Annotated in this window: 28 protein-coding genes; 22 read left to right on the top strand and 6 right to left on the bottom strand. The window is 42.4% G+C overall.

Going from position 1 to position 26272, the window contains the following annotated elements; all coding sequences use genetic code 11:
* Nucleotides 1-204 precede the first annotated feature (204 nt).
* From MHN00_RS17790 to MHN00_RS17705, 18 genes are all read left to right on the top strand, one after another.
* The gene (locus MHN00_RS17790) at nt 205-585 is read left to right on the top strand and encodes a hypothetical protein (RefSeq protein ID WP_239301982.1); all 381 of its coding nucleotides are present in this window, start codon (nt 205-207) and stop codon (nt 583-585) included.
* 314 nt (nt 586-899) lie between these two features.
* A complete protein-coding gene (locus MHN00_RS17785; protein WP_239301981.1) occupies nt 900-1145 on the top strand; it encodes a hypothetical protein in 246 nt (81 codons plus the stop codon).
* Nucleotides 1146-1574 carry a hypothetical protein gene (locus MHN00_RS17780; RefSeq protein ID WP_014976703.1) on the top strand — a complete coding sequence of 143 codons (429 nt, stop codon included), beginning with the start codon at nt 1146-1148 and terminating at the stop codon, nt 1572-1574.
* Nucleotides 1575-1691: 117 nt separating this feature from the next.
* Nucleotides 1692-2039, top strand: a complete 348-nt coding sequence (locus MHN00_RS17775) for a hypothetical protein (protein ID WP_239301980.1) — start codon at nt 1692-1694, stop codon at nt 2037-2039.
* Between the two features lie 119 nt (nt 2040-2158).
* Entirely contained in the window at nt 2159-2548 is a 390-nt protein-coding gene (locus MHN00_RS17770; RefSeq protein WP_239301979.1) for a hypothetical protein, read from the top strand.
* Nucleotides 2549-2992: 444 nt separating this feature from the next.
* Nucleotides 2993-3679: a hypothetical protein gene (locus MHN00_RS17765; RefSeq protein ID WP_239301978.1), complete on the top strand. Its 687-nt coding sequence runs from the start codon at nt 2993-2995 to the stop codon at nt 3677-3679.
* Between the two features lie 127 nt (nt 3680-3806).
* The gene (locus MHN00_RS17760) at nt 3807-5141 is read left to right on the top strand and encodes a hypothetical protein (protein ID WP_239301976.1); all 1335 of its coding nucleotides are present in this window, start codon (nt 3807-3809) and stop codon (nt 5139-5141) included.
* 96 nt (nt 5142-5237) lie between these two features.
* Nucleotides 5238-5912 (top strand): hypothetical protein, encoded by a 675-nt coding sequence (locus MHN00_RS17755; RefSeq protein ID WP_175578028.1) that lies wholly within the window; start codon nt 5238-5240, stop codon nt 5910-5912.
* A gap of 25 nt (nt 5913-5937) precedes the next feature.
* Nucleotides 5938-6429 (top strand): hypothetical protein, encoded by a 492-nt coding sequence (locus MHN00_RS17750; RefSeq protein WP_158297392.1) that lies wholly within the window; start codon nt 5938-5940, stop codon nt 6427-6429.
* A gap of 134 nt (nt 6430-6563) precedes the next feature.
* Nucleotides 6564-6980 (top strand): hypothetical protein, encoded by a 417-nt coding sequence (locus MHN00_RS17745; protein ID WP_061485970.1) that lies wholly within the window; start codon nt 6564-6566, stop codon nt 6978-6980.
* A 611-nt stretch (nt 6981-7591) separates the two neighbouring features.
* Complete coding sequence (locus MHN00_RS17740; protein ID WP_239301974.1) at nt 7592-8002, top strand: DCC1-like thiol-disulfide oxidoreductase family protein; 411 nt, start codon at nt 7592-7594, stop codon at nt 8000-8002.
* A 117-nt stretch (nt 8003-8119) separates the two neighbouring features.
* Nucleotides 8120-8485 (top strand): hypothetical protein, encoded by a 366-nt coding sequence (locus MHN00_RS17735; protein WP_168463726.1) that lies wholly within the window; start codon nt 8120-8122, stop codon nt 8483-8485.
* A gap of 635 nt (nt 8486-9120) precedes the next feature.
* Complete coding sequence (locus MHN00_RS17730; protein WP_014949704.1) at nt 9121-9573, top strand: DUF3291 domain-containing protein; 453 nt, start codon at nt 9121-9123, stop codon at nt 9571-9573.
* Between the two features lie 162 nt (nt 9574-9735).
* On the top strand, nt 9736-10005 hold the full coding sequence (locus MHN00_RS17725) for a hypothetical protein (protein WP_239301973.1): 270 nt from the start codon (nt 9736-9738) through the stop codon (nt 10003-10005).
* 392 nt (nt 10006-10397) lie between these two features.
* Nucleotides 10398-11252: an acyl-CoA thioester hydrolase/BAAT C-terminal domain-containing protein gene (locus MHN00_RS17720; protein ID WP_239301972.1), complete on the top strand. Its 855-nt coding sequence runs from the start codon at nt 10398-10400 to the stop codon at nt 11250-11252.
* 26 nt (nt 11253-11278) lie between these two features.
* Nucleotides 11279-11647 carry an MmcQ/YjbR family DNA-binding protein gene (locus tag MHN00_RS17715; protein ID WP_014949708.1) on the top strand — a complete coding sequence of 123 codons (369 nt, stop codon included), beginning with the start codon at nt 11279-11281 and terminating at the stop codon, nt 11645-11647.
* Nucleotides 11648-11660: 13 nt separating this feature from the next.
* Nucleotides 11661-12038, top strand: a complete 378-nt coding sequence (locus MHN00_RS17710; protein ID WP_014949709.1) for a DUF3703 domain-containing protein — start codon at nt 11661-11663, stop codon at nt 12036-12038.
* Complete coding sequence (locus MHN00_RS17705) at nt 12028-12819, top strand: PhzF family phenazine biosynthesis protein (RefSeq protein WP_239301971.1); 792 nt, start codon at nt 12028-12030, stop codon at nt 12817-12819. The genes MHN00_RS17710 and MHN00_RS17705 overlap by 11 nt, the downstream gene beginning before the upstream one ends.
* A 157-nt stretch (nt 12820-12976) precedes the next feature.
* On the opposite strand, the gene ggt is transcribed toward MHN00_RS17705, so the two are convergent.
* The gene (gene ggt, locus MHN00_RS17700; protein WP_239301970.1) at nt 12977-14734 is read right to left on the bottom strand and encodes a gamma-glutamyltransferase; all 1758 of its coding nucleotides are present in this window, start codon (nt 14732-14734) and stop codon (nt 12977-12979) included.
* A 14-nt stretch (nt 14735-14748) separates the two neighbouring features.
* On the bottom strand, nt 14749-15513 hold the full coding sequence (locus MHN00_RS17695) for an enoyl-CoA hydratase (protein ID WP_230598867.1): 765 nt from the start codon (nt 15511-15513) through the stop codon (nt 14749-14751).
* Between the two features lie 111 nt (nt 15514-15624).
* Between MHN00_RS17695 and rrtA the strand changes: the two genes are divergently transcribed.
* A complete protein-coding gene (gene rrtA / locus MHN00_RS17690; RefSeq protein ID WP_014949713.1) occupies nt 15625-16209 on the top strand; it encodes a rhombosortase in 585 nt (194 codons plus the stop codon).
* A gap of 205 nt (nt 16210-16414) precedes the next feature.
* Here rrtA and MHN00_RS17685 read toward each other — a convergent pair whose 3' ends face one another.
* Nucleotides 16415-18910 (bottom strand): prolyl oligopeptidase family serine peptidase, encoded by a 2496-nt coding sequence (locus MHN00_RS17685; protein WP_239301969.1) that lies wholly within the window; start codon nt 18908-18910, stop codon nt 16415-16417.
* Between the two features lie 177 nt (nt 18911-19087).
* Here MHN00_RS17685 and MHN00_RS17680 point away from each other — a divergent pair, with 177 nt between their 5' ends.
* Nucleotides 19088-19642: a glutathione peroxidase gene (locus MHN00_RS17680; RefSeq protein WP_014949715.1), complete on the top strand. Its 555-nt coding sequence runs from the start codon at nt 19088-19090 to the stop codon at nt 19640-19642.
* A gap of 170 nt (nt 19643-19812) precedes the next feature.
* Here MHN00_RS17680 and MHN00_RS17675 read toward each other — a convergent pair whose 3' ends face one another.
* The gene (locus MHN00_RS17675) at nt 19813-20415 is read right to left on the bottom strand and encodes an NAD(P)H-dependent oxidoreductase (RefSeq protein ID WP_014949716.1); all 603 of its coding nucleotides are present in this window, start codon (nt 20413-20415) and stop codon (nt 19813-19815) included.
* A 239-nt stretch (nt 20416-20654) separates the two neighbouring features.
* Here MHN00_RS17675 and MHN00_RS17670 point away from each other — a divergent pair, with 239 nt between their 5' ends.
* On the top strand, nt 20655-23120 hold the full coding sequence (locus MHN00_RS17670) for a CHRD domain-containing protein (RefSeq protein WP_239301968.1): 2466 nt from the start codon (nt 20655-20657) through the stop codon (nt 23118-23120).
* Between the two features lie 110 nt (nt 23121-23230).
* Here MHN00_RS17670 and MHN00_RS17665 read toward each other — a convergent pair whose 3' ends face one another.
* The gene (locus MHN00_RS17665; protein ID WP_239301967.1) at nt 23231-24472 is read right to left on the bottom strand and encodes a cystathionine gamma-synthase family protein; all 1242 of its coding nucleotides are present in this window, start codon (nt 24470-24472) and stop codon (nt 23231-23233) included.
* A 97-nt stretch (nt 24473-24569) separates the two neighbouring features.
* On the bottom strand, nt 24570-25205 hold the full coding sequence (locus tag MHN00_RS17660) for a 1-acyl-sn-glycerol-3-phosphate acyltransferase (RefSeq protein WP_156086490.1): 636 nt from the start codon (nt 25203-25205) through the stop codon (nt 24570-24572).
* A 241-nt stretch (nt 25206-25446) separates the two neighbouring features.
* Here MHN00_RS17660 and MHN00_RS17655 point away from each other — a divergent pair, with 241 nt between their 5' ends.
* Nucleotides 25447-26229 (top strand): NRDE family protein, encoded by a 783-nt coding sequence (locus MHN00_RS17655; protein ID WP_239301966.1) that lies wholly within the window; start codon nt 25447-25449, stop codon nt 26227-26229.
* The last annotated feature ends 43 nt before the right edge of the window (nt 26230-26272 follow it).

Below are 26272 nucleotides of genomic sequence, written 5' to 3'. Positions count from 1 at the left end.
TCATTGATCTGCCAAATATTATCACTAAAGCTTCTTTTTCTATTGGCTCACCAGTTACACTCTCATATACGGTGGTTTAGGTGCATAACAACTCAATAAACTCACTCACTTCGTTCGCTGGGACGCAAACACGTGGGGCGGCTTCACCATTATGCCCCACATGTCTGCGCCCGTTATTGAAAAGTTAGCCATACAAGGATAGTTATGCGCAGATTATGCTGTTTTCTTTTCGTTGTTTTTTCCGCACTTAGTTGGTCAAGAGAAAATGAGTTTTCTTTAAAATGTGTGTGGCACGGTTCACTGGATATCGATGATAACTATATTGAGACGACCGGAGATTTATTAATTAATGTTCCGTCAACAAATGGAGACGTCATCGCGTTTACAACAAGTGAAAACGAAATTTATTTTGGCGATTTAACCAGCACAGAATTGAATGGCTCTACGTCATTTAAAATTCAAGGAAAAAATGTCACACGTAACATAACTATAAATCGCTTTAGCGGAGAAATTACTCAATCACTTTCTTTCGAAGATAGTAAGCCGCTAGTTCATTTTGGTAAATGCCAAAAGAGACTATTCTAGGATTTATAAGCAGTATGGCTAACAACTCAATAAACTCGCTCACTTCGTTCGCTGGGACGCATACACGCAGGGCGGCTTCGCCATTATGCCCTACGTGCCTGCGCCCGTTATTGAAAAGTTATAAGGCGTCAGCCTAAACTGTGTTTGGCTCTATAAAAACCTCAGCGCAACTACCCTCACCTATTTTCATTAGCATCGCCCTAGCTTGTGGTAGGTTTAAATCCGCCGCTCATAACTCAAAGGTGGTGTAATAGGCGCTTTATCACCAAGTGCTTATTTTCAGCAAGTAAGCGCCATTACACTTGGTAGCTCAGATGGCGGCTAGCTTCAATCAAATCAAAAACATTACTGCACAGTCGTTTTGCTTGTTTGTGTTAACAATCAATCGTATGCTGGCTTCATTAGTTTTTAAAAAGACCAAAGGAACTGGCTCTGCTTATAACAAAGCGCTAAAGACCACTCCCTTCGGTCGCTCGGACGCATTTACGCGGGGCGGCTTCGCCATTATGCCCCACGCAACTGCGCCGCTTAGCTTAATGTTATGTGGCATGGAAGATTAAGTGAAAATATTTATTGGAATTGTAGTTTTAACGTCAGCTTTGATTGCGATTATTGCCTTTAGTAACCAGGCTCAAGTTTTCTTGCTCCACAAGATGTACTCTTTAGGTTCTGGTATGGACGATGGGGCAACAGAGTTATTTATTCGTAATAAACACCGCTACAAATCTGTTGTTTTGGAATTGCTTAATGCTGAAACTCCCAACACTTATAAAGCTCAAGCTTCTTTTTTGTTTGGCGAGCTACTATTAGATGACCCTGAAATTCATGAAAAGATCGAAGATATTTCGGTTAATCACCCAAACAAACAAATTAGATGCTTTTGGTTTGATGTAATGGATGGTCGGTTCGAACATGAGCTTATCGCAGGTAGTGAATCTGATAAGTTTGCTACTTATGTGGTTAGAGACAAAGGAAGTAGGTGCGAGTAAGTGCCACATAACAAACAAATTATGTCACTCGCTGCCGCTCGCTGGGACGCAAACACGTGCGCGGCTTCGCCATTATTGCACACGTGTTTGCGCCCCATATTTGGAAGTTATGTGCACATGAAAATTCAAATACTGTCAGTTTTATTATTACTAAACGGATGCTCCAGCATCGACAATAAAATCGGCTATGGAGTGAACTTCGAAATTCCGATTGAAGCGTCGTGCCTAATTAACACAATCAATGAGTATCAACCGTTTCAGCCTGTTACTGCTTTAGACTCATCTTTAGAATTCACATATTTGGAAAATAGCACTAGTTTGAGTTTTCACTCTAAGAATTTAATCGGTGGGTATCAGCTAACCATCGACGGTATGTTCCTCGGAAAGAGTCATCAACAATTTGTTCAAGAGGCAGAGCAAACATCAAAATTAGTTCAGCGCCTTGTAAATCAAGGTTGTTCTTAGTGAGTGCACATAACAAAAAAATTAAGTCACTCACTTCGTTCGTTGGGACACATACACGTGGGCTGCTTCGCATTCTAGCCCACGCGTCTGCGCCCCTTATTTAAAAGTTAGGTGCTTCAATGAAATTCAAACCACCTTTCTATGAGCAAATACTAGAACTCGCTTTGACTATGACCAGCGAGCCTTCTAAAAAAGTTTACTGGGAAGCGCACAATAAGCTAAGAGGCATCTGCGAAACACACAAAAACTCAACTTTGGATCATCCGTTTCAGTGGGAAACTTTGGCTGACTTCACCATTGACAGTGGAGAGCAGTTAACTGCGTATTTTGTGGCTCTTGAGTTAGCACAAAAGTACGAATTACTTGAATACATTGAATCAGTTGCTACGGAAATCTCAGAGATATATTTGTCGCAAAGTGACAAAGGCCATGCATTGACTTATTCTAAAATCGCAAAGGATGCCACGCTAAGGCTGCAATCAGAAAAGGTTAATTCAAGGTTTGTTTAAACACGCACCTAACAATCGCATGAACTCGCTCGCAAGCTCGCTGGGACAAAAACACGTAGGCTCCCTTCGCTTCGCTCGGTATTATAGCCTACGTATTTTTGCTCGTTATGCGGGCCGTTATGCCGCTCAAAGGATGTTATGAAACCGAGTATTAAAAGCAAAATCCCACTAGCGTTTTTAACCCTTATATCGATTTGGTGGGGGTATTATTACGCATCATCAAACGCTCTCAACGAATACGGAAACGCGAAACATGAGTGGCTGTTTATGCTTGACGCTCTCTTGGTGCTTCCAATCTTGTGCTTCCTTTGCGAATCAGATAAACAAAAAGCGTTACTGAAAGCGGCCATTTTATGTTGCACCTCTGTATACATTGGAAGCTTTAGCATTCCCGAACAAAACAAAGTTATTTTCCATTTTCTCGAAAGTGGTCGTTATTTTGTGTTGGCCATTATTCTTGTTTTAGAGCTTTCAGCACTGGTTACAGTATGTTTAGCCGTTCGCGCTTCGCTTGCGAAAAAAGAAGATCCAGATTTAGCGGTCGCTAATCCTATCGAAAAAGTTTTTGGCTCCTCTTTGTTCAGCTCAATCCTTTCACTCGAAGGACGCGTTTGGAGCTTTGCACTTTTTGCGTCCCAAATACAAAGTAGCGCTTATCGCGGCAATCAGCATTTTTACTACGATAAAAAGGATGGCGCTCACAGCAACCTTTTAGGTTTTATTCTACTTATCGTTATCGAAATTCCTCTCGCTCATCTGCTCCTTCACTTTTTATGGTCAAGTACCGCAGCAAACATTGCAACGGGACTTACTTTGTTTGGGTTAGTATTTTTCTTTGCAGAATACAAAGCCGTCGGCAAGCGGCCTGTTTCAATTCATGGGAATAATTTAATCATTCGTTACGGGGTATATGCGCCCTTTACAATTCCACTGAGCAATGTTTCAGAAATATGCCCAAACAATGCGTTTGTGAAACGCTCAAGCAACGTCAAACGATTCAACTATTCTGGTGTTCCAAATGTTGCAATAAAACTCTGTTCGCCTATAAACGGAAAAACGGACGTGTATTTAGGTGTAAACTCACCGGACAACTTTATCAACAGTGTAAAACATGCAAAAAACGCGGCATAACAAGGCGCTTAACTCGCTCCCTTTGGTCACTGGGACACAAACACGCGGCGGCTTCGCCATTTTCGCGCCGCATGTTTGTGCCCGTTAGCTTAGCGTTAGCTGCAGAGGCCACATCGAGTATTACATCATGATTGATGAAAATGGAAAAATATCCCTCCCTCCAGATTTTTTAAGAAGAAACAAATGCTCTCTTATAGAATCAAATGAGCAGGTGACACAAAACAATACAAAATGTCCTAACTGTTCTAGAGTTATAACTACTTCGGAAGTATTTACAAAGTCTTGCTCTTTGGAAAACGGAATTATCATACCCGCATTCGACGAGATCGGAGTAATTATCGGAAAATGTTCTGATTGCAATAAAGACTTCGGTGTTAATGTTATTAATCCTGAGTTTGCAGAGTTTAATGGCGGGGCCGAAAAAGTTGACTACTATTTCGATACTGATTGCGAAACAAAAAAAGACTTATATAAAGATCTGTTGTTTTCCTCGACCAAAGTACAAGGTGACGAAAAACTAAATCAACATTATGTTAATTACACTTATGATGATTATCCACTTTATGTTTGCAATAAGTGCAGTAAAAATCTTGAGCTGTTATCCCTAAATACATTCAAGAATCATTTTGACCGTTTCAATAATGAACATTACAACTATGTGAATTGGTCGCTGAAGAATGGACGCGGGCAAGGGCCGGAATACATCATAGTAAAGCTTTCCGTAGAATGCACCTGCGGAAATCAATGCAAAAGCTTCTTCTTCAAAAAGTATGTTGAATCTTTTAATGTCGAAATTGAAGATTTTTCGATTTGCAATATAACCGGTTCTCGCAAAATTAATGAAATAATTTCACCAGGTGTTTACTCAAAAGATAATTCTGTTTCATGGCTTTACAAGTTAATACCGAGATGGACGCTCCTGTTTGATAAGGTTTATATCATAACCCCGTTTATCGGTCATCAATGGTTGAAATCCGCCGAGCTGATGAATGTTTGGCTTGAGTTAATAAATCGATTGGACCATAAAAAGTCAAAGGTTGTACTAAGGTATGGTCAATTTTCTAATTTTAAGAAAGCTTATTCAAAAGAAAATAAAGAATCATATGATAGGTTAAGTGAATTTGATCTTGGATCAGATTTATTATCAGAGCTCAAGCAGGCAAACGATTTCCATGCAAAAATATATTGTGGGATTAGCCAAGATGATTGCGAGGTATTTAGTGGGTCTGCAAATTTGGTTAAAGGGAAATCAATGGAAGTCATGCATTTTAACAAATATGGAAAATTTGAAGATTTTAATAAGGCTTTTTTATCTCCATTAGGCGTAAAAGAAGATCTCGAAACAAATTTCAATGCCTACTCATTGTTTTTCGATTCTGATAATGAATTTCGATACTTTGGGGGGAAAAGCGAAATACGGTGCTCCGAATACAAAAATGTTGTTTTACGAAATGGAAACTAGGCAGCTAACAAGCGCATGTTGTCGGACTGGCTTTCCGCTTCGCTCCAAACCATCCGCAAATGCGGGCGTTAGGGCTCTTTAGGATTCGGAGTAGATATGGATAAATCAGTAATATTAGAGCTAGCAACGATTGGAATTACTGCTATTACAGTCGTGTTTTCTATTTTTTCATTAATAGGGGCTTTTCGGTCAGGTGTTTTGACTAAAGTCAGAGTTGGTGGGCTTGAGATTGCGTCAAACTCTCCAGAATCTCAAAGAATTAGAACAGCCATAGAACAGACGGTTACAGGCAAAGATGATATTCCATTCGAAGTTGAACAATTAACAAATTACTATTCTCAAATTTTATCTCAATCCAAAATAGCTTTCTGGTTTTCTCTAGTATTCGCTTCATTAGGTTTCGTAGCTATAGTGGTGGCTGCTTTTTTCTACACTTCCGAAAGCAGTGGAACCACAATAGCTCAATTTGTGGCCGGCACAATTATGGAAGCTGTTGCCAGTCTGTTCTTTGTGCAGTCGAAAAATGCACAAAAATCTATGGGAGATTTCTTTGACAAGTTGCGTAGCGATAGACTTCATCTTGAATCCAGAAAATTATGTGATGACATAGTAAACTCAGACGCTCAAGACTCTTTAAAGTTACACTTATCTTTGCATTATGCTGGCGTAAAAGACTCAGATGTTATCGCTAAACACATATCAGAAACTGTAATCGCGAGCCCTAACAAATCAAGTCAGCAGGACGCGCAAACAACGCGCGCCTCTGCTTGAGACGTTATGCGCCATGGAGGTTAGTTTGGAAAATTCGGATGTCATAGCTTTGGGTTCTTCTTTTGTGGCACTTTCGGCCTTAGTTGTCGCTGTGTGGCAAGGCTGGCTGGCTCGAAGGCATAACAAATTATCAGTACAACCATTACTACACTTCAATGTAAGTAACTTAAATGGCTTATTCATAAAACTTCAATCAGTAGGACTAGGCCCCGCGGTCGTGAAGAAGGTCATTATTGTATTTAATGGTCGAAGATACGAAAACCCAAGTAGAGACCCATATCCTGAGATGTTTTCTCAACTTTCAAATAAATATCATTATTTATTCCATATGCCTGTAGTTGGCTCATCGTATTTGCCTGGGAGCAAAGAAACTATTTTGAGTTTACAGTGCAATAATTTTTCAGAGGAAAATAAACAAGAGCTATCAGGATTCTATCATCAAATCTATTTTGAGATTCATTACACGTCATTTTATGGTGGTAAAACGCTCATTTGTAAGAACAAAGATGGCGCATAACAAACAAATAAAGTCACTCGCTGTCGCTCGTTGGGACGCTAACACGCAGGGCCGCTTCGCTATTATGCCCTACGTGCTATCGCCCCTTATTTAAAGGTTATGTGCTTGCGTCAATTTGAAAATAAGGAAGTTTTATGAGATTCACCGATGAAGAAATGATAACTGCGTTACAAGAATTGAACGCAAAGCAAAAACCGATGCAAGGACTCTTTGGAGCAATCATCGGAGCATTTGTCGGATTTGTTTTTTATCTTTTCATTTCACAAATGGGGGCAGCGATTATCATTATGCTTGCTGTCCCGCCCGCATCAATTGGATTGTTTGCTCGATTCACCGGGCAAATGTATAGTTTGAAGTATAGGCTTCCTGTAGGCGCTATTGGTGCATTACTTCATATCTTCGGCTGCTATATGTTGGGCCTCACCCCGCTAGCATATATTCTTACCCCTGTTGCGTTTATCATCGCGGTTACCCTCAGCAAAGTGAAATTAGAGCGGGTTCACATTTGGGCAATTTCACAAGAGGAAATCGGGAAACTCAATGCGAAATAACGCTGTAAGTGGCTACGCACATAACAAAAAAATTATGTCGCCCGCAGGCGGGCTGGGACACAAACAGGCAGGCGGCTTCGCCATTATAGCCAGCATGTTTGTGCCCCATATTTAAAAGTTGTACATAAACTATGAAATCATCACACAAGACAATTTTTATAATTTTTGTTTCATTTATCCTTTCTTCATTAGTGGACGAATACCTTTTAATTACTCGCGGTATCGAGCTCTTCACCTACCACATTCATACGATTTTCGTAGCAATTTGCCTCTTCATTTGGTCCAAACAACACGGTAGAGAGAATGGGCATACACAGCTCAGAATGTATCCCTTGTTTTGTGCATTAATAGGCTTCATTGGTGTTCCGGTGTACGCCTATAAATTTTATGGCCTAAAGCACGGAACGATTCTTCTATCTAAAGCGATTGTTGCATTAATTGTTACCGTAATAGTTTCTATTGGCGCCACTACCCTTTTCTCAACATTTTATGTATAACAAAAAAATCAAGTCGTAGGCTAAAGCCCACTGGGACAGTAACGCAGCGACACTTCGTAAATATTTAGCTACGTCACTGCCCCAAAGCTTAGCGTTATATCGCGGGATAGTTCGATGGAAGACAAGGACTTAGTTATTTACGATGGGGTGTGTAACTTCTGTAATGGAGCAGTTGCCTTTATTTTGAAGCGCGACAAAAGTGAACGTTTTATATTCTCACCAATGCAATCAGAATACGCTCAAGAAGTTATCAAACGTTACAAAGTTGATACTGTAGGTGTTGATACTTTTATGCTGGTTAAGAACGGAAACGTTTTTCTTTGGTCTGACGCTGCACTAGAAATCGCAAAAGACTTAACCGGATTTTGGTTTTTATTCGGTGTAACTAAAATCTTGCCGAGTTCTTTTAGAGACTTCTTCTACAGAATTTTTGCCCGCAACCGTATTAAGCTTTTCGGTGGTACAAAGCATTGTCAAATACCCGATAAAAAGGTCTTAGGGAGGTTCAGAGGTCTTGCGATGTAACAAACAAATAAAGCCGTTCCCGTTGGTCACTAGAAGGCATATATGCGGGGCCGCTTCGCCATTATGCTCAGCGCATATGCGCCTCTTAGCTTAATGTTAGAAGCTTCTGAGAAATCAATGGCTAAATCAGAAATAAGACGATTCTTAAAAGAGATCCGCACTAAGTTTCCTGACGTTGTGCCTCTTATGGAAAAACATGAGAGTTGGGCGCTTACATTTCTAATGGGAGAGTTTGCAAATTTGACGACTATTTTGTTAAACCAAGGCGACTTAGAAGAAGCACTTGAGCAGTTGCATTACATGAGCGAGAAACTAGATACTGCAACCGAAGCAGAATTCGAGTACATAGATGTATATTATACAGAGCACTTATTCTGGAAAGGTACCAAAGAAGGTATTGAACGTGGCTGGCCTCTCGTCCCAGATAATCTCAAAAAACTGTACTTGGACTTTCATGGTAAACCACCTAGGGTAGTGGTTTAGATAAGGTTGAGGGAAGTACAATTTTACAAAGTACGATTGATGGCTTTTGTGAAACTCAGCGCTCTAAAGATGTCTTTAAAAAATTAAAACGTTTTATATCCAATAAAGCGATTAAAATGTCTGGTGTTCTATTTTTCCCTGAGGCTTACGATAATCTGAGAAATGGTTGGCGATTAACCCCAATTCTAACTGGTGTGCCTGAGTTAGATGTTAAGCTTGAACCTTACAATTAAGAGTGTTTTAAACATAACAAACGCTTTAACCAAGGGACGAAAAACAGCAAGCTTGCGCTCCTTCGTCGCTAATTTTAGCCTGCTATTTTGCGCCAGTTTAGCTAGGCGGTATGCATCAAGGTAAATAATGAATCGAGCGCCCCTTTCAAAAGAACCAGTTAACCTATTTATTCTTTTAAAGATGGCTTACACCGATTCTTTGGGTGCCAATGTGCTGAACAGGCATCTGAGCAGACTGCTCAAGCAACTGTTTTAAAATTGGAGCTAACTATCCGTTTTCTCCATTCAAAAGTAAGTTATTTGGAAAATGCGTAAACTAATTCCAAGACAGGCATTTCAAAGTACTAGACCTAGATTAACTTTATAAAACGCGTTCTCTAAGTTAAAAGTCAAGGAGACAATATGCATCTCGCTCAATTGAATATTGGAAAAGTCAGGTTTAACTTGGAGTCCCCCGAAATGGCGGACTTTGTAAATAACTTAGACCCTATCAACGCCATTGCTGAACAAAGTCCAGGATTTATCTGGCGTTTGAAAGACGAATCAGGCGATGCCACTAATATAGAGGTAGAAAATAACCCAGATATCATTGTTAACATGTCTGTTTGGGAAAGCGTAGAGTCCCTTAAGAACTTCATGTTCAAGACGCATCACATTGATTTCCTTAAGCGTAAAAAAGAGTGGTTTTTGCCCTTAAGCGAAGCATCTTATGTGCTTTGGTGGATACCGAAGGGTCATATTCCAACCCTTCAGGAAGCTATCACTAAATTAGACCATCTTCGGGAAAATGGAGAATCTCAGGATGCATTTAGTTTTAAAAGTAGTTACCCCAAGCCTGAATTGGAGAATCATTGATGTTTCCAAGGTCAGAAGGCACACTAGTAAGAAGCTCGAACTGGCCGTTGAAATACGTAAGCACGGATCCCGACACGTAGATTCTAATTTTCGCACACGAGTTTCACATCTTAGATGGCTGCCGTGTTCTCTATTAGATAGTTTAATAAGAAAGGATATTTTATGAACTTATCGTTTTTACTTGTACTTTCTATCTCTTTTTTCACAATAAATATCCTACCTTGGGTTCTAGCACTTATATCTAAAAAGGCTTCTGGTAATAACAAGGTCATCTGGTTCTTGATGTCGTTTTTATTATCATGGCTAGGCTTTATCGTTTATTACTATCTTGTGATTAAGCCAGAATGGAAAGCTGAGTTAGAAAGAAAAAAATCAAAAAGAATACTCAGAAATGAAAATGGAATGCCTATTAAAATGTATGAGCAATCTTAAGGTTAAAATTGACACGCATTTTATCAACGCTTATATGTAGATGAACACTAGTGATAGCCTAAATCTATATTTTGAAAATTTACGAAGGAACGACAATGCCTATAAAAAAATGGACTTTACAATACCTAGTCGCATTTCCCTTGCTGGCCACTATTTTTGCCAGTGTTCAATACTTTAAAGGCCAGTCTTTTTCCTACTCTCTTGAATTCGGGGTTACATGGGCTTTTATATCTATTTCTATATTTGCAGCTCGCCGCATTTACAATTTTAAAAAGCGGATCCATTGCGAAATATGCAACGATATACAAAATCATAAGACCATTGAATAATTGAGCACGCTATTTCAGTTGAGTACTCAACCTTAATTTCATGTTAAAAAAACGGGTAAAAAAATGAAAACACAAACCTTACTTATCTATTTTTTCTTTTCCTTGCTAGTCTCTTTCTCGTGTGAAGCCTCTACGCGCTCACTAAAAATAGAAGATGATGGTTTTGTTGCTACGTATTACTCTTCAGCGTCACAAGAACGTAAAGTTGGCGTTTTAGTGCTTGGAGGATCCGAGGGAGGCGTGCCAGAAAAACTCGCTAGTACAATCGTCGAAGCGGGATTCCCTACCCTAGCTTTAGCTTATTTTAAGGAAGAAGGCTTACCACCAGAGTTAGAGAGAATACCTCTTGAATATGTAATTCAGGCTATGTCGTGGTTAAAATCACAGCCCGAAACCACGCCGGACAACATCGTTGTAGTTGGCTGGTCGAAAGGCGCTGAACTGTCACTTCTTCTAGCGTCAAAAGAACCAAGTATTTCAAATGTGGTTGCTATTGCGCCTAGCTCTGTTGTTTGGGCAGGTATTTTGAAAGATTGGAGTAAAGTGCCTGGTTCCAGCTGGACTTACGACGGGCAAGACTTAGCGTTTGTTCCTTTCAACCCGTCGGGTGAAGTTAATGGTTTGCTAGATCTCTATACGCAATCTTTAGAAAATCGAGCAGACAACGGTAAATCTAATATTCCTGTACAGAAAATCAGCGCCGATGTTGTGTTAATGACTGGCGAAAACGATGAAATTTGGCCCTCGCCTACTATGGCTGAAACAGTTTGTGAAAAAATGAATGCGCGCACTAAACAGAAGTGTAAGCACATAAACTACCAAGGGGCAGACCACTTGCTTAACTACGAGTTCTTAAAAGAGGGTAGCGATATGAACCAAACCTTTATTAAGATGCTTACTAATCACAATAACCACTAGTCAGCTTCTTCAATAAATAGAATCATATGACCATTGATGAATTCAATCACTATTGCAAAGCACTCCCTCACACTACTCACGTCGTTCAGTGGGGGAATTCAGAAGTATGGAAAGTAGGTGGTAAAGTCTTTGCTATAGGGAGCATTAGCAAGGACGGACACCCTGCTTTTACCTTTAAAACATCTGAGCAAAACTATTATTTTCTGGAAGAAAAGCCTGGCTATAGGCCTGCGCCCTATCTCGCTAGTCGTGGAATGAAATGGATACAACAGTACAATTGCGAGAGTGATGAAGATGAAGCGTTAAAATACTATTTAAGCGCATCTTATAAACTAGTATCGTTAGGGTTAACCAAGAAAATGCAAAAAGAGCTTGGTTTAAATCAACCTCAATAAAGGTGCTCACACCATGTTCAAAGCAAAAGGCTTTACGCGCAATATTCGCCCTTATGTAGAAGCTGAACTAGCGCTAGCTCATAGAAAGCAAAACCAAAACAGCCAACAGTGTGCTTTTTCACACTTAGAAAATGCCCACGTTCTTGGTCAAGCCTCTACAAGGCTACACGTTAAAGTACACGTTCAAATGCTTTTGTGGGCAGTGAAACAAGGCAATATTGGTGAGTTTTTTGGTCAACTTTTCAGAATTGCGGGCGCTGCCACAAAAACTGTATTTGGGCTAGTACCTCATGGAAATACAGGTGGCGCTAACGTTAGCCCATTTAAGGCAATGCCAATTAAACCAGACTTAAATACGATCATAAAAAAAGCGCGTTCGAATGAAAATTAAGATTAACGTTGTTGATGCATTTACCAATGTAAGGTTTAAGGGCAATCCTGCTGCAGTAGTTATAACGGGTAAATGGCTTAGCGATGAAAAAATGCAAGAAATCGCTGCTGAAAATAACCTTTCAGAAACCGCCTTTTTAGTTGAAGATGATAATGGCGTATTCGCTATACGCTGGTTTTCCCCTGTGACGGAAATCGATTTTTGTGGTCATGCAACGCTGGCATCCGCGTTCGTAATCTTTAGCGAAAATTACCAATTACCGCACATTTCTCTATTCGCCAAGTCGGTTGGGATGATGAAAGTCGTTAAAAAGAGCGACGGATTTATTCAGATGGATTTCCCTAATAGAATGCCCAGCCCTGTCGGTGAAGTGCCTGAAGCGTTACTAAAAGGGCTCTCTATCAAGCCCAAAAGCATTTTAAAGAATAACCAAGCTTACTTTGCTGTTTATTCTAACGAAGACGACGTTTTAAGCGTAATTCAAGACAGCGAACAACTAAAAACACTAGCGCCTTATGATGTGGTAGTGACAGCGCCTGGTACGCAATTTGATTTTGTTTCGCGTTATTTTTGGCCTGCGAACGGCGGTGATGAAGACCCGGTTACCGGTTCAATCCACACTGGGCTAGCGCCTTATTGGGCAAAAGTATTTGGACGATCAAAACTTATGGCTTATCAGGCATCTAAACGAGGCGGCACATTAAAATGTGTGGTGGCAGGTGACCGCGTGCTTATTTCTGGTCAAGCGGTGTCTTACCTTGAAGGTTACATTAATATTTGATGGTTGATTGCCTTACACGAACTAGTCGATAAAAGAGAACTCTTCTCTCGAGTGTTGCTGCCCGCCTCAAACAAAAAAGCGGAAGATATCTAACCTTCCGCTTTCACTCACCCAACAGCACATTGCTGCATCTAGTTTTAACTAGGCAAATGTAATATTAGCGCCCTACTGCAATGCCCTCTCTGCGAGGATCTGCGCCGCCAATTAATTTACCTGATTTAAACTGAATGCCATGAAGACCGCTGTTTAAATCCACTACTTTAACGTTATGGCCGAGTGCCTTTAACGGCTCTTCAAGCTCAGCTATTGGTGTGCCCTTCTCTAACGCAGTGTAGTCGTTTCGATTAGTAATTTTAGGAAGATTGATGGCTTGCTGAATATCAAAGCCAAAGTCTAAAACTCCAATTAGGGTTTGAGCGACGTAGCTTACAATTCTAGAGCCGCCCGGCGAGCCTACAACCACCTCTAAATTCCCTTCTTTGTCGAACACCATTGTAGGGCTCATAGCACTTCTAGGACGCTTACCAGGCTCTACGCGATTTGGTACTGGAAAACGGTTTTTGGTTGGCGAAAATGAAAAGTCGGTAAGCTGATTATTAAGCAGGAAGCCTTCTACCATAATCCCAGAACCAAACATAAATTCAATGCTGGTAGTCATTGATACTGCATTGCCCTCTTTGTCTACTATAGAAACGTGTGAGGTATTGGGCAGCTCCATTGACGTACCAAGTGCTACATTCGCATCGGCGTAGGGATTGCCCGCGCGTTTGCGGCGCCACTCTTTATCAACAGCAATACTCTCGGCTCGGCGCTGAAGATAAGCGGTATTAATCATGGCCGCAAACGGCAAGTTAGTAAAATCGCTATCCGCAATGAACTTCTCGCGGTCGGCATATGAAAGCGCACTTGCTTGCGTATATAGGTTGGCAAACTCTACTGAATCCGGTGCGTATTGACTAAGGTTAAAACCTTCTAACATTTTTAGAATTTGATAAACGTTTACGCCACCTGAGCTAGGTGGTGCCATACCGCAAATGCGTTTTTCGTGGTACAGGCCACATACGGGTTCACGTTTTACTGGTTCGTAGCTTGCTAAGTCTTCCAACGACATTTGGCCAGGGTTAATCTCCGCATTATTAACCGCTTCCACTATTTTTTCGGCAACTTCGCCTTTCAGTAAATAATCGCTGCCTTTTTCAGCAATACCTCTTAAGGTTTTAGCCAGCTTCTTATTTTTCTTTACCGTGCCTTCTTTTAACGGCAGGCCTGCCGGGAAGAAGTAAGTAGAGCTTGCAGGAAAAGTTTTCAGGCCAGGGTGATAGTCTAATGCAACAAGTTTGGCTAAACGCGGCGATACTTTAAAGCCGTCTTCAGCTGTTTTGATTGTATCGTCGAACAGCGTATTCCAAGGCAGCTTGCCGAACTCGCCCTGAGCCATTTCTAGCGCTTTTACTGCTCCAGGCACGCCAACTGACTTACCGCCTACTACGGCATCTAACCAGCGCATTGGTTTATTACCTTCAATAAACCAATGAGAATTGACAGCTTTCGGTGCTGTTTCACGGCCGTCAAAGGTGTGAAGTACTTTGTTCTTATTATCCCAATAAAGGATAAACGCACCACCACCAATACCTGACGATTGTGGTTCAACCAGCGAAAGCATCGATTGCACAGCTACCGCTGCATCGATCGCACTTCCGCCCTTTTCTAAAATATTCTTTCCCGCCCAAGACGCATAGGGATTTGCCGCTACAACCATATAATCTTCGGCTTCAAATGCCTTTTTCTCTATGTAGCCTGTTGCCGCTTCTGGTTCTCCGACTTCACGTGTTTGCTTCGCGTTCGCACCAAAAATAAAACAGCTAGATAATGCAAGAGTTACCACTGAAGCTCTGAAAAAAGCACTGCGTCTCAAAATAATACTTCCTCTTATTTAAATTTTTCGGGGTTTATTGGGCGTTTTTTAAGAAACGCATCAAACGCTTCTTGAGCTGCGGTTGTGCCCAACGCTTCTAAAAATATATCAAACTCTTCGTTCATTTGTTGGTTTGTTCGCTCTCCGTCACCTTTTAATAGCGCTTTTGTTTGTTTAAGCGAAAATGAAGGCTTGGCGACGAGTTTCTCTACCGTAGTTTGAACCGTTTGATCTATTTCGTGAGCGTCGACAATTTTTGTCAGAATACCAAATTGATAAGCATCAGCAGAGGTAAAGGGTTCGCCCAGCATTAGCCACTCTGCCGCCTTTATATGACCCGCAACCTTAGGCAAAAGATAACTTGATGCATATTCAGGAACAAGCCCTAAGTTGATGAATGGTAGAACAAATCGGGTATCTGGAGTGGCGTAAACAAAATCGCAATGAAGTAAAAGCGTTGTGCCTATGCCCACTGCTAATCCGTGAACTTGTGCAATAACCGGTAAATTACATGCCGCCAAAGCTCGCATAAAGGCAGCTGTTTCTGGCACCTGAGCGTGATCTTGTTGCTGTGCGAAGTCTCCAATGTCATTTCCTGCAGTAAAACAATCGCCCGCGCCTTTAATAACCACCACTTTGGTTGAGCCATCGTTTTTAACACCTAATATGGCATTCGCCATTTCTTGATACATGTCGCGTGTTAACGCATTTTTCTTATCGGTTCGGTTAAGTGTAATGGTTAAGCATTGCTGATTTGTTTCGGTAATAATGTAAGACATAATTACTCCTTTACTGTCGTCTTTTTGTTTTGGGCGTACTTCAGTTTTCACCCTGTAGGCAATTTCTGTATCATAGCCAGCAAATTCTAAATTCAAAAATAACTAACACTGATGATGTCACTGCCGTTTTCGCTTAAGTATAGCGCTGGTCCTTTATTTATTGCGCTATGCTCCGTTGTCGCGTTTTTCTTCGAGCCTATGTCTGGCAATTATTTGGCTTACGACAGGTACGCCATTCAAGGTCTAGAAACTTGGCGAATAGTCAGTGGCAATATCGTGCATACCAATGGCTACCACCTACTTTTAAATTTAGCAGGTCTGGCGCTATTGTGGGCCCTACACGGTGAACATTATCGCATTGGTTTGTACTTAAAAGTTTTTGTATGGTGCTGCTTAGGAACCAGTGTCGGGCTTTATTTCTTCTCTCCAGATCTAATATGGTACGCGGGGTTGTCTGGCGCATTACACGGTATTTTCGCATGGGGCGCCTGTGTTGATATAAAAGAGAAAATGAAGTCGGGTTGGTTATTGCTTATAGGTCTAGCCATCAAGGTGGGATACGAACAAATTGACGGTAGTAGCGAACAAGTTGCAAACCTGATTGACGCCAAAGTTGCCGTAGACGCCCACTTATTTGGTGCGCTTACGGGTATCGCAATCTTTTTACTTATGTTTATTACGGCGAAAAGAAAATAGAAACTAGAGCGATATAGCGTCACTCTTTTTGCGCATTTTGATTTGTTAAAACAGATTAACGTGCTGAAGCAAAAAAAGAAGATTTAAAAAAGGCCCGAATTCATTGAATTTGGGCCTTTTTTGTAAGCTTTTTCCGTCCTTAATAGCTACCGCGCTGTGAGCAACTCAGTGGCTCTTAATCACTGGGTTGCACTCGCAGTTTTGCCTATAAGTTTTCTTCGAATAGCTTGTATATACGACGGTATTCATCAAGCCAAGAGCTTGGCTGCACAAAGCCATGTGGCTCTACCGGATAAATGGCCGTTTCAAAATCTTCTTTCTCAAGCTCGATAAGGCGCTGTACCAATCGCACGGTGTCGTGGAAAAACACGTTGTCATCAACCATTGGCGCATTGATAAGCAAAGGCTTTTCTAGTCCATCGGCAAAATAAATCGGCGAGCTACGCTCAAAAGCGATGGGATCGATATCAGGCGTATTCAGTATGTTTGCCGTATATGGCGTGTTGTAATGGGCCCAATCGGTTACCGGACGAAGTGCTGCACCTGCCGCAAACAGATCTGGCGCGGTAAACATAGACATAAAGGTTAAGAAGCCGCCGTATGAACCGCCGTATGTGCCAATACGCTTACGATCTACATTTGCATTTTCAACAAGCCAGTTAACACCATCACGCAAATCTTGCACTTCAGGCGTACCCATTTGACGATAAATAGCGGTTCGCCAATCACGTCCGTAGCCAGCACTAGCGCGATAGTCCATATCTAGTACGACATAGCCTTGCTGCACGAGCATGCTATGGAACATGTATTCTCGGAAGTAACCAGACCACCCCATGTGGGCGTTTTGCAAGTAGCCTGCACCGTGATTAAACACTACCGCTTTATTTGGTGCCGTCTTGTCGTAATTTTCCGGTAAATATACTCGTGCGTAAATAGGTGCATCGGTATGCGTCGATTCAATAGCAACGATGTTAGGCACCGCCCATGGAAGTGCATTAAAATCTGCACTGGTGCTTTGCGTGATTTGCTTTGCCGCTGTTGTTTCGTTTGCTGGCTTAACGTAAAGCTCTTGTGGTTGATTCACCTTGCTATGGCTTAGCAGCAAATTTTTACCATCAGGGCTAAGTGAGTAGTCTGTCATACCATTCAAATCAGTCATGGTATCGATGGTATTGTCACTTAAATCTGCACGATAAACTTCGTAAAGCCCCGGATGCTCCATGTTAGCTTTAAAGTAGATATAATTGTCATCGCTAGAAAGCGTTAAATCGTCAACAATAAAACGGCCGCTGGTTAGCGCGACAGGCTTCTCGCCAGGCTTTTGAACGTATAAGTGAGAGTAACCAGTATGCTCAGACTGATAGTAAAGCGTCTCGCTGTCATTTAGCCAATCAAACGCGTTGAAACGGTAGTTTACCCACGCATCGTCATGAAGCCTATGTTGGTTTTCTAGCGTTTTATTTTCTAGGTCGACCGTTGCAATCCAGCGGTCTTTGTTGTCCCACGCTTCTAGCATAACGGCAACAGCGTTACCGTTTTTGTGCCAGCGAATCGAAGGCTTAGTCCAATACCAGCTTTGCAGTAAGGTAATGTCGCGCGGCAAACGATTAACTTCATAGGTCTCGCCTTTTGCCTTCGCGTTTTCTGCTTTTACGTCAGCAAGTACGTCGTCATTGTAGCCAGGCAAATTAAAGTATTTAAGTTCACTCTTCTCGCCAGTTTTCAAATTAAGCAGCCACAGTTCATGATTTACCGATTCTGCATCTGCAACACGTTGGCGTACCGGCTTCGCGGCAATGCGGCTGTCTTCTTGGATATAATGCGGCATGATGTCGCTGTCATCACGAGTCGGCTTACTTTCCGTGGTGGCGACTACTGCAAAGTTACCCGCAGGTGATACGCTAATACCCGCTAGTCGATGCGACTTATCAAAGTAAAAAGGCGTAGGTGCTACACTGCTGTTTTCTTTGGCCAACGCTTTATGCGCGTCGTCTTTTTCTTGCCTGTTTTTGCGCTGTAGTTTGATGTATTCCACCAGCGACTGCTGCTGCCCGGCAATATAATCTTTAGGCGGCTCAACCGCTTTAGGCTCGTCGCTAAACTCCCAGCTCAATAATTCTTCGCGGGTGCCGTTAGATAGGTCTATAGCAATAAATTTGTTACCGCTTAACGCCATTAAGCGGCCATCAGTCATAAATGAAAGCGTTGACAGCGCATTCCCGCCACGCGCGATACGCACGGTTTCACCGTTGGTAAATTGCACATAAACACTGTCTTCAAATGAATAAGCAATTACTCCATCATTTCTTACTACACGTTCGTCAAAACGATACTTGTGCAAATCTGACAACGGTGCTTTTACGGCATTTGCAGGGTTTGAGAGTTCAGCAACATAAACATCTGTTAACGCGCTATTCTGTCTTTCTTTTTCAAAAACAATTTTATCGCCATTGACCGACCACCCCATACCTTCGGGTAGCGCGCCCATCCATTGAGGGTCTGACATTATTTGCTTTAAAGTAATTTCACCATTTTTAGCGCTGTTCTGAGGCGCGACATCTGGTGTAACGGTTTGCTGGACAGTGGCAGCAGGAAGCGATGTAGACGCTGTTTGGCTAGATGGTTCGTTAGTCGTGCTTGCACATCCGCCCAACGCAAAAGTAACGCTAGCCGCGATGAGTAAAGAAGAGTATTTTTTCATTATTTTAAGTCGTTGTTATGTAAAAAACGTTAACATTATACGCAGAGCAGTTACCAATGCGCCAACGTTCATCGATTGAGATAGTGAACCAAACGTAAACCATCTGCGTTTATGGTTGTGAAACTGGTCTGTCGGCCTGAACAAAATAACAAAAATTCACTGATGAGGTAAAACACTATGAAAGCGAAAGGTTTTGTACCTGCGTTGCTTGCGCTCAGCTTTTTCACGACTCCTAGCTTTGCGAGCGAGTGCCCCAGCGTACTAAAGTTCATGAAGCGTAAGCTCAACTCACAAGAAACAGTGAATTTGTGTAACGAATATGCCGGAAAGACCCTTTTAGTGGTGAACACAGCCAGCTATTGCGGCTACACGCCACAATTTGAAGGTTTAGAAGCCCTTTATAGTGACTACAAAGACAAAGATTTTGTAGTACTTGGCTTCCCGTCGCACGATTTTAACCAAGAAGATAATGATGAAGGCAAAACGGCAGAACTGTGTGAATTGACTTATGGCGTAAAGTTTCCGATGTTTGAACCGATATCGGTAAAAGGTGAAGACGCCGATCCTATGTATAGAATGCTAAAAACCGCCACCGGCAAAGCGCCATCATGGAACTTTAATAAGTACCTTATTGACAGCTCCGGTAAGCAAATAACCCACTACCCTAGTTCAACAAAGCCTACTGATCCGGCTTTTATCGCTGACATAGAGGCACTCCTCAAAAGCGAATAAAACCGCGAATATCAACGCTGCTTATAGGTCACACCAAACGAGATACTAAAAGCCGCGCATAAAAAAGCCCCGCGTAACACGCGGGGCAATCAAGCACACTCAACTTGGAACACACTTTTAGCTGAAAACATACTTCCTACGTTTTAGCTAACTGCATTAATTTAGTGTGTTTAGTTGTTGGTTAGTTCAATAATTTTTTCGCTTGCTTCAGAAAAAGCCTTGTTTGCTTGCTCTTCGCCCATGTTAAGTCCTTCAGCGTAAACGAATTTAACGTCACTGATACCAACAAAATTTAAAAAGTGTTTTAAATACGGCGTTTGCGTATCAAAGTCTGAACCTGCATACACACCACCACGCGCGGCAAAAACAGTCGCTGATTTATTTTCTAGCAATCCGACAGGACCTGTCTCGGTATACTTAAATGTTATACCAGCTCTTGCAATACGGTCGAAGTAAGCTTTTAAGCTCGATGGGATGCCAAAGTTGTACATTGGCACGGCTAGCACAATTTCGTCAGCCGCTTTTACTGCTTCAACAATGTCATCAGAGACTTTTGCCAATGCCTGTTGTGATTCATTTCGCTCAGACGCCTCAGTCATCCACGCTTGCATTTCTTCACCTGTTAAATGAGGCAGTGCTAGAGAGGCAACATCCACGCGGTTAATGTGCACAGAACCGTCATTCTCAATTTTTGAAAGGTACTCGTTTGCAAGCTTTGAAGAATTACCTTGGTTGCCATTTAGGCTGGAAAATATAGCCAGTACTTTTTTCATGCCGAACTCCAATATTCGTTGTTTCGATAATATATGGCTATATTACGGCAATCGGGTGGGATGAAAATATCAAAAACATGAAGGCTTCGTTCTATTTTGTAGAACAAACTGCCTAGGAAAAGAATAAATGTGAAATTATTGAAAACATTACATTACGTTAATGTTGCAAGGAGGTTGATCTTCTCTTATTTGCTCAGCGTAACCGAGTTTGCCACAACACAATTAAGAGGATACAAAATATGAGAAGGACCAAAGCGCTCCTTGCATGTTCAATATTACCACTGTTTTTAATTGGCTGCTCGGATGACGACGACGATGTCGTACAAGAGCCCACACCCGCCCCAGAATACGCAAACGTTCGAGTTGTTCACGCAGCATCAGACGCACCAATGGTAAATATCACTGCTAATGACGCCATACTCAACGATCTTGAAAGCGTTGATTACCAAGTTGCTTCATCTCGCTTCGAAGTCGAGACAGGCATGTACGATATTGGTGTTACAGGCATTCTTCCAGGTGAAAACGCTGAAGTGCTGCAAGCTGACGTTACTTTAGAAGCTGACATGAACTACGATATTTTTGCCGTAGGTAATGTTGGCGATGAGTCGTTATCGCTTTTAACAGTGACCAGTATGGAAACCGCAGTTGACGCGGGTAATGCTCAAGTACAGATTGTACATGCAGCATCAATGGCTCCTATGGTTGATATTTATGTTACGGCACCAGATACAGATATCACTGCCGAGCAGCCGCTTGTTACTGCTGAATTTACTGACGCGACAGATTTGATTCAAGTACCCGCGGGCGATTATCAAATTCGTATTACACCGGCCGGTGAGACAACGGTTGTATACGACTCTGGTACGGTAAACCTTGCAGACGGTGCCGATTTGCTTATCGCTGCTACTAATAACGTAGGTACAGGCGATTCACCAGTAACATTACTGGCCGCGGACGGTGATGGAAGCTTCAAGATATGGGATGCAGAAGCAGGTGCTGCTATCCGCGTTGTGCACGGTATCAGCGACGCACCAGCGGTTGATGTTGTAGCAAATAACGAAATAGTATTGGTGGACGGAATACAGTTCCCGCGCACCACAGACTATTTGTCTGTTGCAGCCGGTGACTATCTCATTGACGTTGTAGCCGATAGCGACAACAGTGTTGTGGCAATTGACGATGCTGAGTTGACGCTAGAAGTAGGTATGTCTTATACCGCTATCGCAAACAACGTTTTGGCTGCACCAGAACTTGATGTGCTTGTTGATATGCCCCGCTCCGTAGCGACAGAAGCGAAAGTGCGTATTGTACATGCTTCACCTTCAGCAGGTAACGTCGATATTTATGTAACTGCAGACGGCGAAATTGATGCTGTCGACCCAGCATTTGCTGATATAGCATATGAAACAGGTGACTTGGTTGAAACTGGTTATGTAAGTCTTGCTGAAGGTGATTATGTGGTCACTGTTACACCAACAGGTACCAAAACAGTAGCGATAGAAACCGGCGTTTTAACGCTTGAGAATGGTGAGATTTACACTGCTATCGCACTAGATGGCGCGATGGAAGGTGATTTACCTCAATTAGCGTTGCTTGATGGCCTAGCACCACCTCCACCAGCTTTTAATGCTGACATGACTTACAATGTAAACTTAAGTGGGTCACAAGAAGTGCCTGCCGTAACTACTATGTCTATGGCAACTGCAGTGGTCGAAATTGACGAAGACTTACCGGCGTTTAGCGTAAGTGTTGACGTATCAGGCTTAACGGATGTTACTGGTGTACACGTACACGATGGCGGCATTGGTATGAATGGGCCGGTTGCTTTCCCACTGACAGATGCTGGTAATGGAACTTATGTTCTCGCTGAAACTAATATTTCACCTAGCAATTTAGACGCGCTAACTAGCGGTGAGTGGTATTTAAATGTTCACACTACCGCTAACCCTAATGGCGAAGTGCGTGGTCAGATTGTTCCCGATACAACTGCGGTAGTAACATTCTCACTAAGCGGTAGCCAAGAGGTACCAGCAGTTGACACCATGGCAATGGGGTCTGGCTATGCGCTCTTCGACACCACAAACAACAACGTTTCTCTTGTGGCGGTAACCACTATTGAAAATGCGACTATGGCGCACATTCATACTGGGTTTGCTGGTGAAAATGGTGACGTACTTGTAGGACTTGTGGAAAGTGAAAGCACCGCTGGCGTTTGGATGACAGACGGAAGCATAGCACTAGATGAAGCCACAGCTACGCAACTACTGGCAGGTGGTCATTATGTGAATGTGCATACAGCAGCTAATACTGGTGGTGAAATTCGCGGCCAAATCACACCTGATAATATTGAAGTGTACGGCATCATTGCCAACGGCCTACAAGAAGTGCCTGCAGTAACTACAACAGCAAGCGGCGCTGGTGCATTTACTTTGAATACATCTACAGGTGCACTGTCAGGCAGCGTTACCATTACCGGTATGACAGCAAACATGGCTCACATTCACGAGGGTGAAATGGGCGTAAATGGAGATGTTCTAATTGGACTTACTGCTGGTACCAGCGGTATGTGGTCTGTGCCAGCTAATACTACGTTAACTGCTGAGCAAATGAATGTTATGGCAGACGGAGGTCTTTACACTAACTTCCACTCAGATGCATTCCCAAGCGGAGAAATTCGTGGACAAATTACGCTAGGTTTTGACTAGTCAAAAATAGCTAAACCCATTGTGTTTCAATTATATTGAGACCCAATTAATCTAAAATAAAAAAAGGGGCAAACGCCCCTTTTTTGTGTTTCTCGACAAGAAGATTTTATCTATATGGTATTTAGCGCCGTGTCGAAATCTGCAATCAGATCCTGAGTGTCTTCAATACCTACCGAAATACGCAGCATGGTATCGGAAATACCCATTAACTCACGCTCGTCTGCCGTGTTCTCAAAATAAATAGTAGGCGCAACTGGAAGCGCTAAGGTGCGATTATCCCCTAAGTGCGTGGCGCAAATAACTAACTTCATTTCGTTTAAGAACGCCACTGGATCAGCACCGTCGATAAGGTCAAAACTCAAAATTGCGCCATAGCCGTCGTTTAGGTATTCCCGTGCCATGAAATGCTGAGGGTGGTCGGCAAGACCTGGATAAAAGACTTTAGATACCTTGGGATGATTATCTAGGAACGTCGCCAACTGCATAGCATTATGCTGACTTCGTGATAAACGTAAATCTAAGGTTTCCATGCCTAGGGCAATGGCCGTCGCTGATTGCGGTGCCAATGTAGCGCCTAAATCGCGTAAACCTTTCTTTTTAATTTGCGTAATGCCCCACTGTGCAGTATCTGCAACCTGATAAGCCGGTTTTAGGTTACTAAACTTACTCCAATCATAGTTACCCGTATCAATGACAGCACCACCTAAAACGTTACCGTGACCTGCAATGTATTTTGTCAGCGAGCAAAACACTAACGACGCTTTAACATCTTTAGCATAAAAAACAGGGGGTGGCGTCATGGTGTTATCAACCATAAACAGCATGTGCTTCTCTTCGCAGAATTGACCAATGGCGTGAAGGTCGGCCACCTGTGTCACAGGGTTAGCTACGGTTTCGGTGTAAACGCCTTTTGTGTTTGGCTGGTAAGCTTCTTTGACTTGCTGAATGTCGGTCACATCTGTGTAGGTAACCTGCACACCAAAATCTTTAATGGTTTCAAAAAAGCTTCGCGTATTACCAAATAGGTATTGGCTTACAATTAAATGGTCGCCGGCTTTGAGTAAAGCAAATAACGAGCTGCTTATCGCCGCCATTCCGGTTGAGTAACATAAGGTACCCACACCGCCTTCCAGATCATTAAGCATATTTTGCAGTGCCGCCACAGAAGGTGACGATGAACGAGAATAAACATGAGCAGCTCGTTTACCTTGAAACGCATCGATGATGCCCTGCGCATCTTTAAACTCGAAAAGAACTGAATTAGACGTGCTGCTGTGAACACCACCATGTTCAGGCGTATTTAGCATGCGATCAGAATGAACCTGACGGGTTGTGAATCCCAATTTTGTCACGGGTGAAGCTCCGAAAATAGATGTTTGCGACCGAGCCGAGCGCGCACCAGTACTCTGAGTTGATACGGTTGCGTACTTACCACTTCAATAGAAATGATTATGGCTTTGTAATGCAGTTTTTAGGATATTTTGCGCAAACATTATCATAAAACGTATAAATAGTTTGCATTTGTTCATCTATGTTAGTCACTTTCTGAATAATTGGCCCCAACACAATCATCTTTCTGGCGTAGTCCAACCCAATGACTTGTATAGGAATTTCGGCTTCTCGTGCAATGTGCATAAAGCCTGTTTTCCATGGATAAATGGGGCTTCGCGTACCCTCTGGCGCTAACGCGAGTATTAATTGATCGGCTTCCTTTATCTTATTTGCTATAGACGTGACCACCCCATGCGCTTTACTTCTCTCTATAGGAATGCCGCCTAATCTTTTAACAATAGCGCCCAAAGGGGGCGCAAAAATGGTGTGCTTTCCGAAAAAATTAATGTTTAGCTTAAAGGAAAAAACCACGAACAAGCCAATAAAGAAGTCCCAGTTCGATGTATGCGGTGCTACCGCTAAAATGGCTTTTTTCTGATTGATTAGTTCACCTTCTACACGCCAGCCCCTTTTTGTCAGCACCCAAGCTGCGAACGACGACAACCAGTTGGGCCACTTGCGAGGGACATGCTCTCCAACTTTAACACTATTGGCCCGTTGAGAGTGGGTTTGAGGGTGTGAGGTTTCTGTCATTATTATTTTGCTCTGCTTACTACACTTAGGTTATCTATTTGCTAATTTATTTTCTGAGGCTTCGAAGTGGAATGCCGTAACGAAAAGCGCTTTACTTTCCATATTGTACCCGCATATTAATTAGCAGAGTAAAACGTTGGAGTGTGCGCAATTTGGCGAAGAGTAATCAAAATGGGTTTGTAACGCAATTGTTAACAATGCAGCGTTTTGAATTCTTAGAGAATATGGGCTTAATATAGCTATGTGTATTTTATTTATCGCAAACAATATGCGAGATGACTACCCGCTTATCATCGCTGCGAATCGGGATGAGTTTTACGCACGACCAACCGCGCCGTCTTCATTCTGGAAAAGCCACCCGCATTTGCTCGCCGGACAAGACTTAGAAGCTAATGGAGCCTGGATGGGTGTTACGCGTAACGGATATGTGGCGGCACTTACTAATGTAAGGGACCCACACAACATCAATAAAAATGCGGTATCGCGAGGTGAATTAGTCGCCAACTGGCTGAAGCACGACTCAGTCGAAATGAAGTCTGTTGCACAATCACAATACTTGGCAACGCTAGAAAAAACGCGCCACCGATACAACGGCTACAACCTGTTATTCGGAGATATAAATTCGCTTAAGGTTTACAACAACGTAAACAATTCGACCCACATTATCGACACTGGTGTCTACGGTTTGTCTAACGCGGATATTGCCACACCTTGGCCAAAAGTCACGCAGGGCGTTACCGCATTGAACAATTATGTCACCAAACAAAACATCATTAATGATGAAGACTTATTTGATATTTTACGTTACGACAATAAAGCTGACGATGCCTTGTTACCCGACACGGGCGTAGGCTATGAGTGGGAAAAGGCGTTGTCTTCCATTTTTATTCAATCCGAAAAATACGGAACGCGTACCTCTACACTGCTATTAGTAGATAAAAACAATACGCTGACCTGGAAAGAACGACGCTTTTCAGACAAAGGCGAAGCACAAGAAACCCGCGCTTTTTCTTTTTCAATTTAGGGTGTTTTTGAAATGAAACTTTCGTTTACGTTTTCTTTCCTCG

The organism is Alteromonas sp. Cnat2-8, assembly GCF_022348355.1.
Classification (GTDB): Bacteria; Pseudomonadota; Gammaproteobacteria; order Enterobacterales; family Alteromonadaceae; genus Alteromonas; species Alteromonas macleodii.
This window is presented reverse-complemented; position numbering and strand designations above follow the sequence as displayed.

Bases quoted from the DNA above. Each gene is read 5' to 3' on its own strand.
- rrtA (WP_014949713.1), top strand. From the start codon at position 15,625: ATGATGTCACTGCCGTTTTCGCTTAAGTATAGCGCTGGTCCTTTATTT.
- MHN00_RS17725 (WP_239301973.1), top strand. From the start codon at position 9,736: ATGAACTTATCGTTTTTACTTGTACTTTCTATCTCTTTTTTCACAATA.
- MHN00_RS17730 (WP_014949704.1), top strand. From the start codon at position 9,121: ATGCATCTCGCTCAATTGAATATTGGAAAAGTCAGGTTTAACTTGGAG.
- MHN00_RS17770 (WP_239301979.1), top strand. From the start codon at position 2,159: ATGAAATTCAAACCACCTTTCTATGAGCAAATACTAGAACTCGCTTTG.
- MHN00_RS17695 (WP_230598867.1), bottom strand. From the start codon at position 15,513: ATGTCTTACATTATTACCGAAACAAATCAGCAATGCTTAACCATTACA.
- MHN00_RS17680 (WP_014949715.1), top strand. From the start codon at position 19,088: ATGAAAGCGAAAGGTTTTGTACCTGCGTTGCTTGCGCTCAGCTTTTTC.
- MHN00_RS17670 (WP_239301968.1), top strand. From the start codon at position 20,655: ATGAGAAGGACCAAAGCGCTCCTTGCATGTTCAATATTACCACTGTTT.
- MHN00_RS17760 (WP_239301976.1), top strand. From the start codon at position 3,807: ATGATTGATGAAAATGGAAAAATATCCCTCCCTCCAGATTTTTTAAGA.
- MHN00_RS17735 (WP_168463726.1), top strand. From the start codon at position 8,120: ATGGCTAAATCAGAAATAAGACGATTCTTAAAAGAGATCCGCACTAAG.
- MHN00_RS17715 (WP_014949708.1), top strand. From the start codon at position 11,279: ATGACCATTGATGAATTCAATCACTATTGCAAAGCACTCCCTCACACT.
- MHN00_RS17740 (WP_239301974.1), top strand. From the start codon at position 7,592: ATGGAAGACAAGGACTTAGTTATTTACGATGGGGTGTGTAACTTCTGT.
- MHN00_RS17660 (WP_156086490.1), bottom strand. From the start codon at position 25,205: ATGACAGAAACCTCACACCCTCAAACCCACTCTCAACGGGCCAATAGT.
- MHN00_RS17785 (WP_239301981.1), top strand. From the start codon at position 900: ATGGCGGCTAGCTTCAATCAAATCAAAAACATTACTGCACAGTCGTTT.
- MHN00_RS17705 (WP_239301971.1), top strand. From the start codon at position 12,028: ATGAAAATTAAGATTAACGTTGTTGATGCATTTACCAATGTAAGGTTT.
- MHN00_RS17655 (WP_239301966.1), top strand. From the start codon at position 25,447: ATGTGTATTTTATTTATCGCAAACAATATGCGAGATGACTACCCGCTT.
- MHN00_RS17710 (WP_014949709.1), top strand. From the start codon at position 11,661: ATGTTCAAAGCAAAAGGCTTTACGCGCAATATTCGCCCTTATGTAGAA.
- MHN00_RS17675 (WP_014949716.1), bottom strand. From the start codon at position 20,415: ATGAAAAAAGTACTGGCTATATTTTCCAGCCTAAATGGCAACCAAGGT.
- MHN00_RS17720 (WP_239301972.1), top strand. From the start codon at position 10,398: ATGAAAACACAAACCTTACTTATCTATTTTTTCTTTTCCTTGCTAGTC.
- MHN00_RS17745 (WP_061485970.1), top strand. From the start codon at position 6,564: ATGAGATTCACCGATGAAGAAATGATAACTGCGTTACAAGAATTGAAC.
- MHN00_RS17790 (WP_239301982.1), top strand. From the start codon at position 205: ATGCGCAGATTATGCTGTTTTCTTTTCGTTGTTTTTTCCGCACTTAGT.
- MHN00_RS17755 (WP_175578028.1), top strand. From the start codon at position 5,238: ATGGATAAATCAGTAATATTAGAGCTAGCAACGATTGGAATTACTGCT.
- MHN00_RS17775 (WP_239301980.1), top strand. From the start codon at position 1,692: ATGAAAATTCAAATACTGTCAGTTTTATTATTACTAAACGGATGCTCC.
- MHN00_RS17685 (WP_239301969.1), bottom strand. From the start codon at position 18,910: ATGAAAAAATACTCTTCTTTACTCATCGCGGCTAGCGTTACTTTTGCG.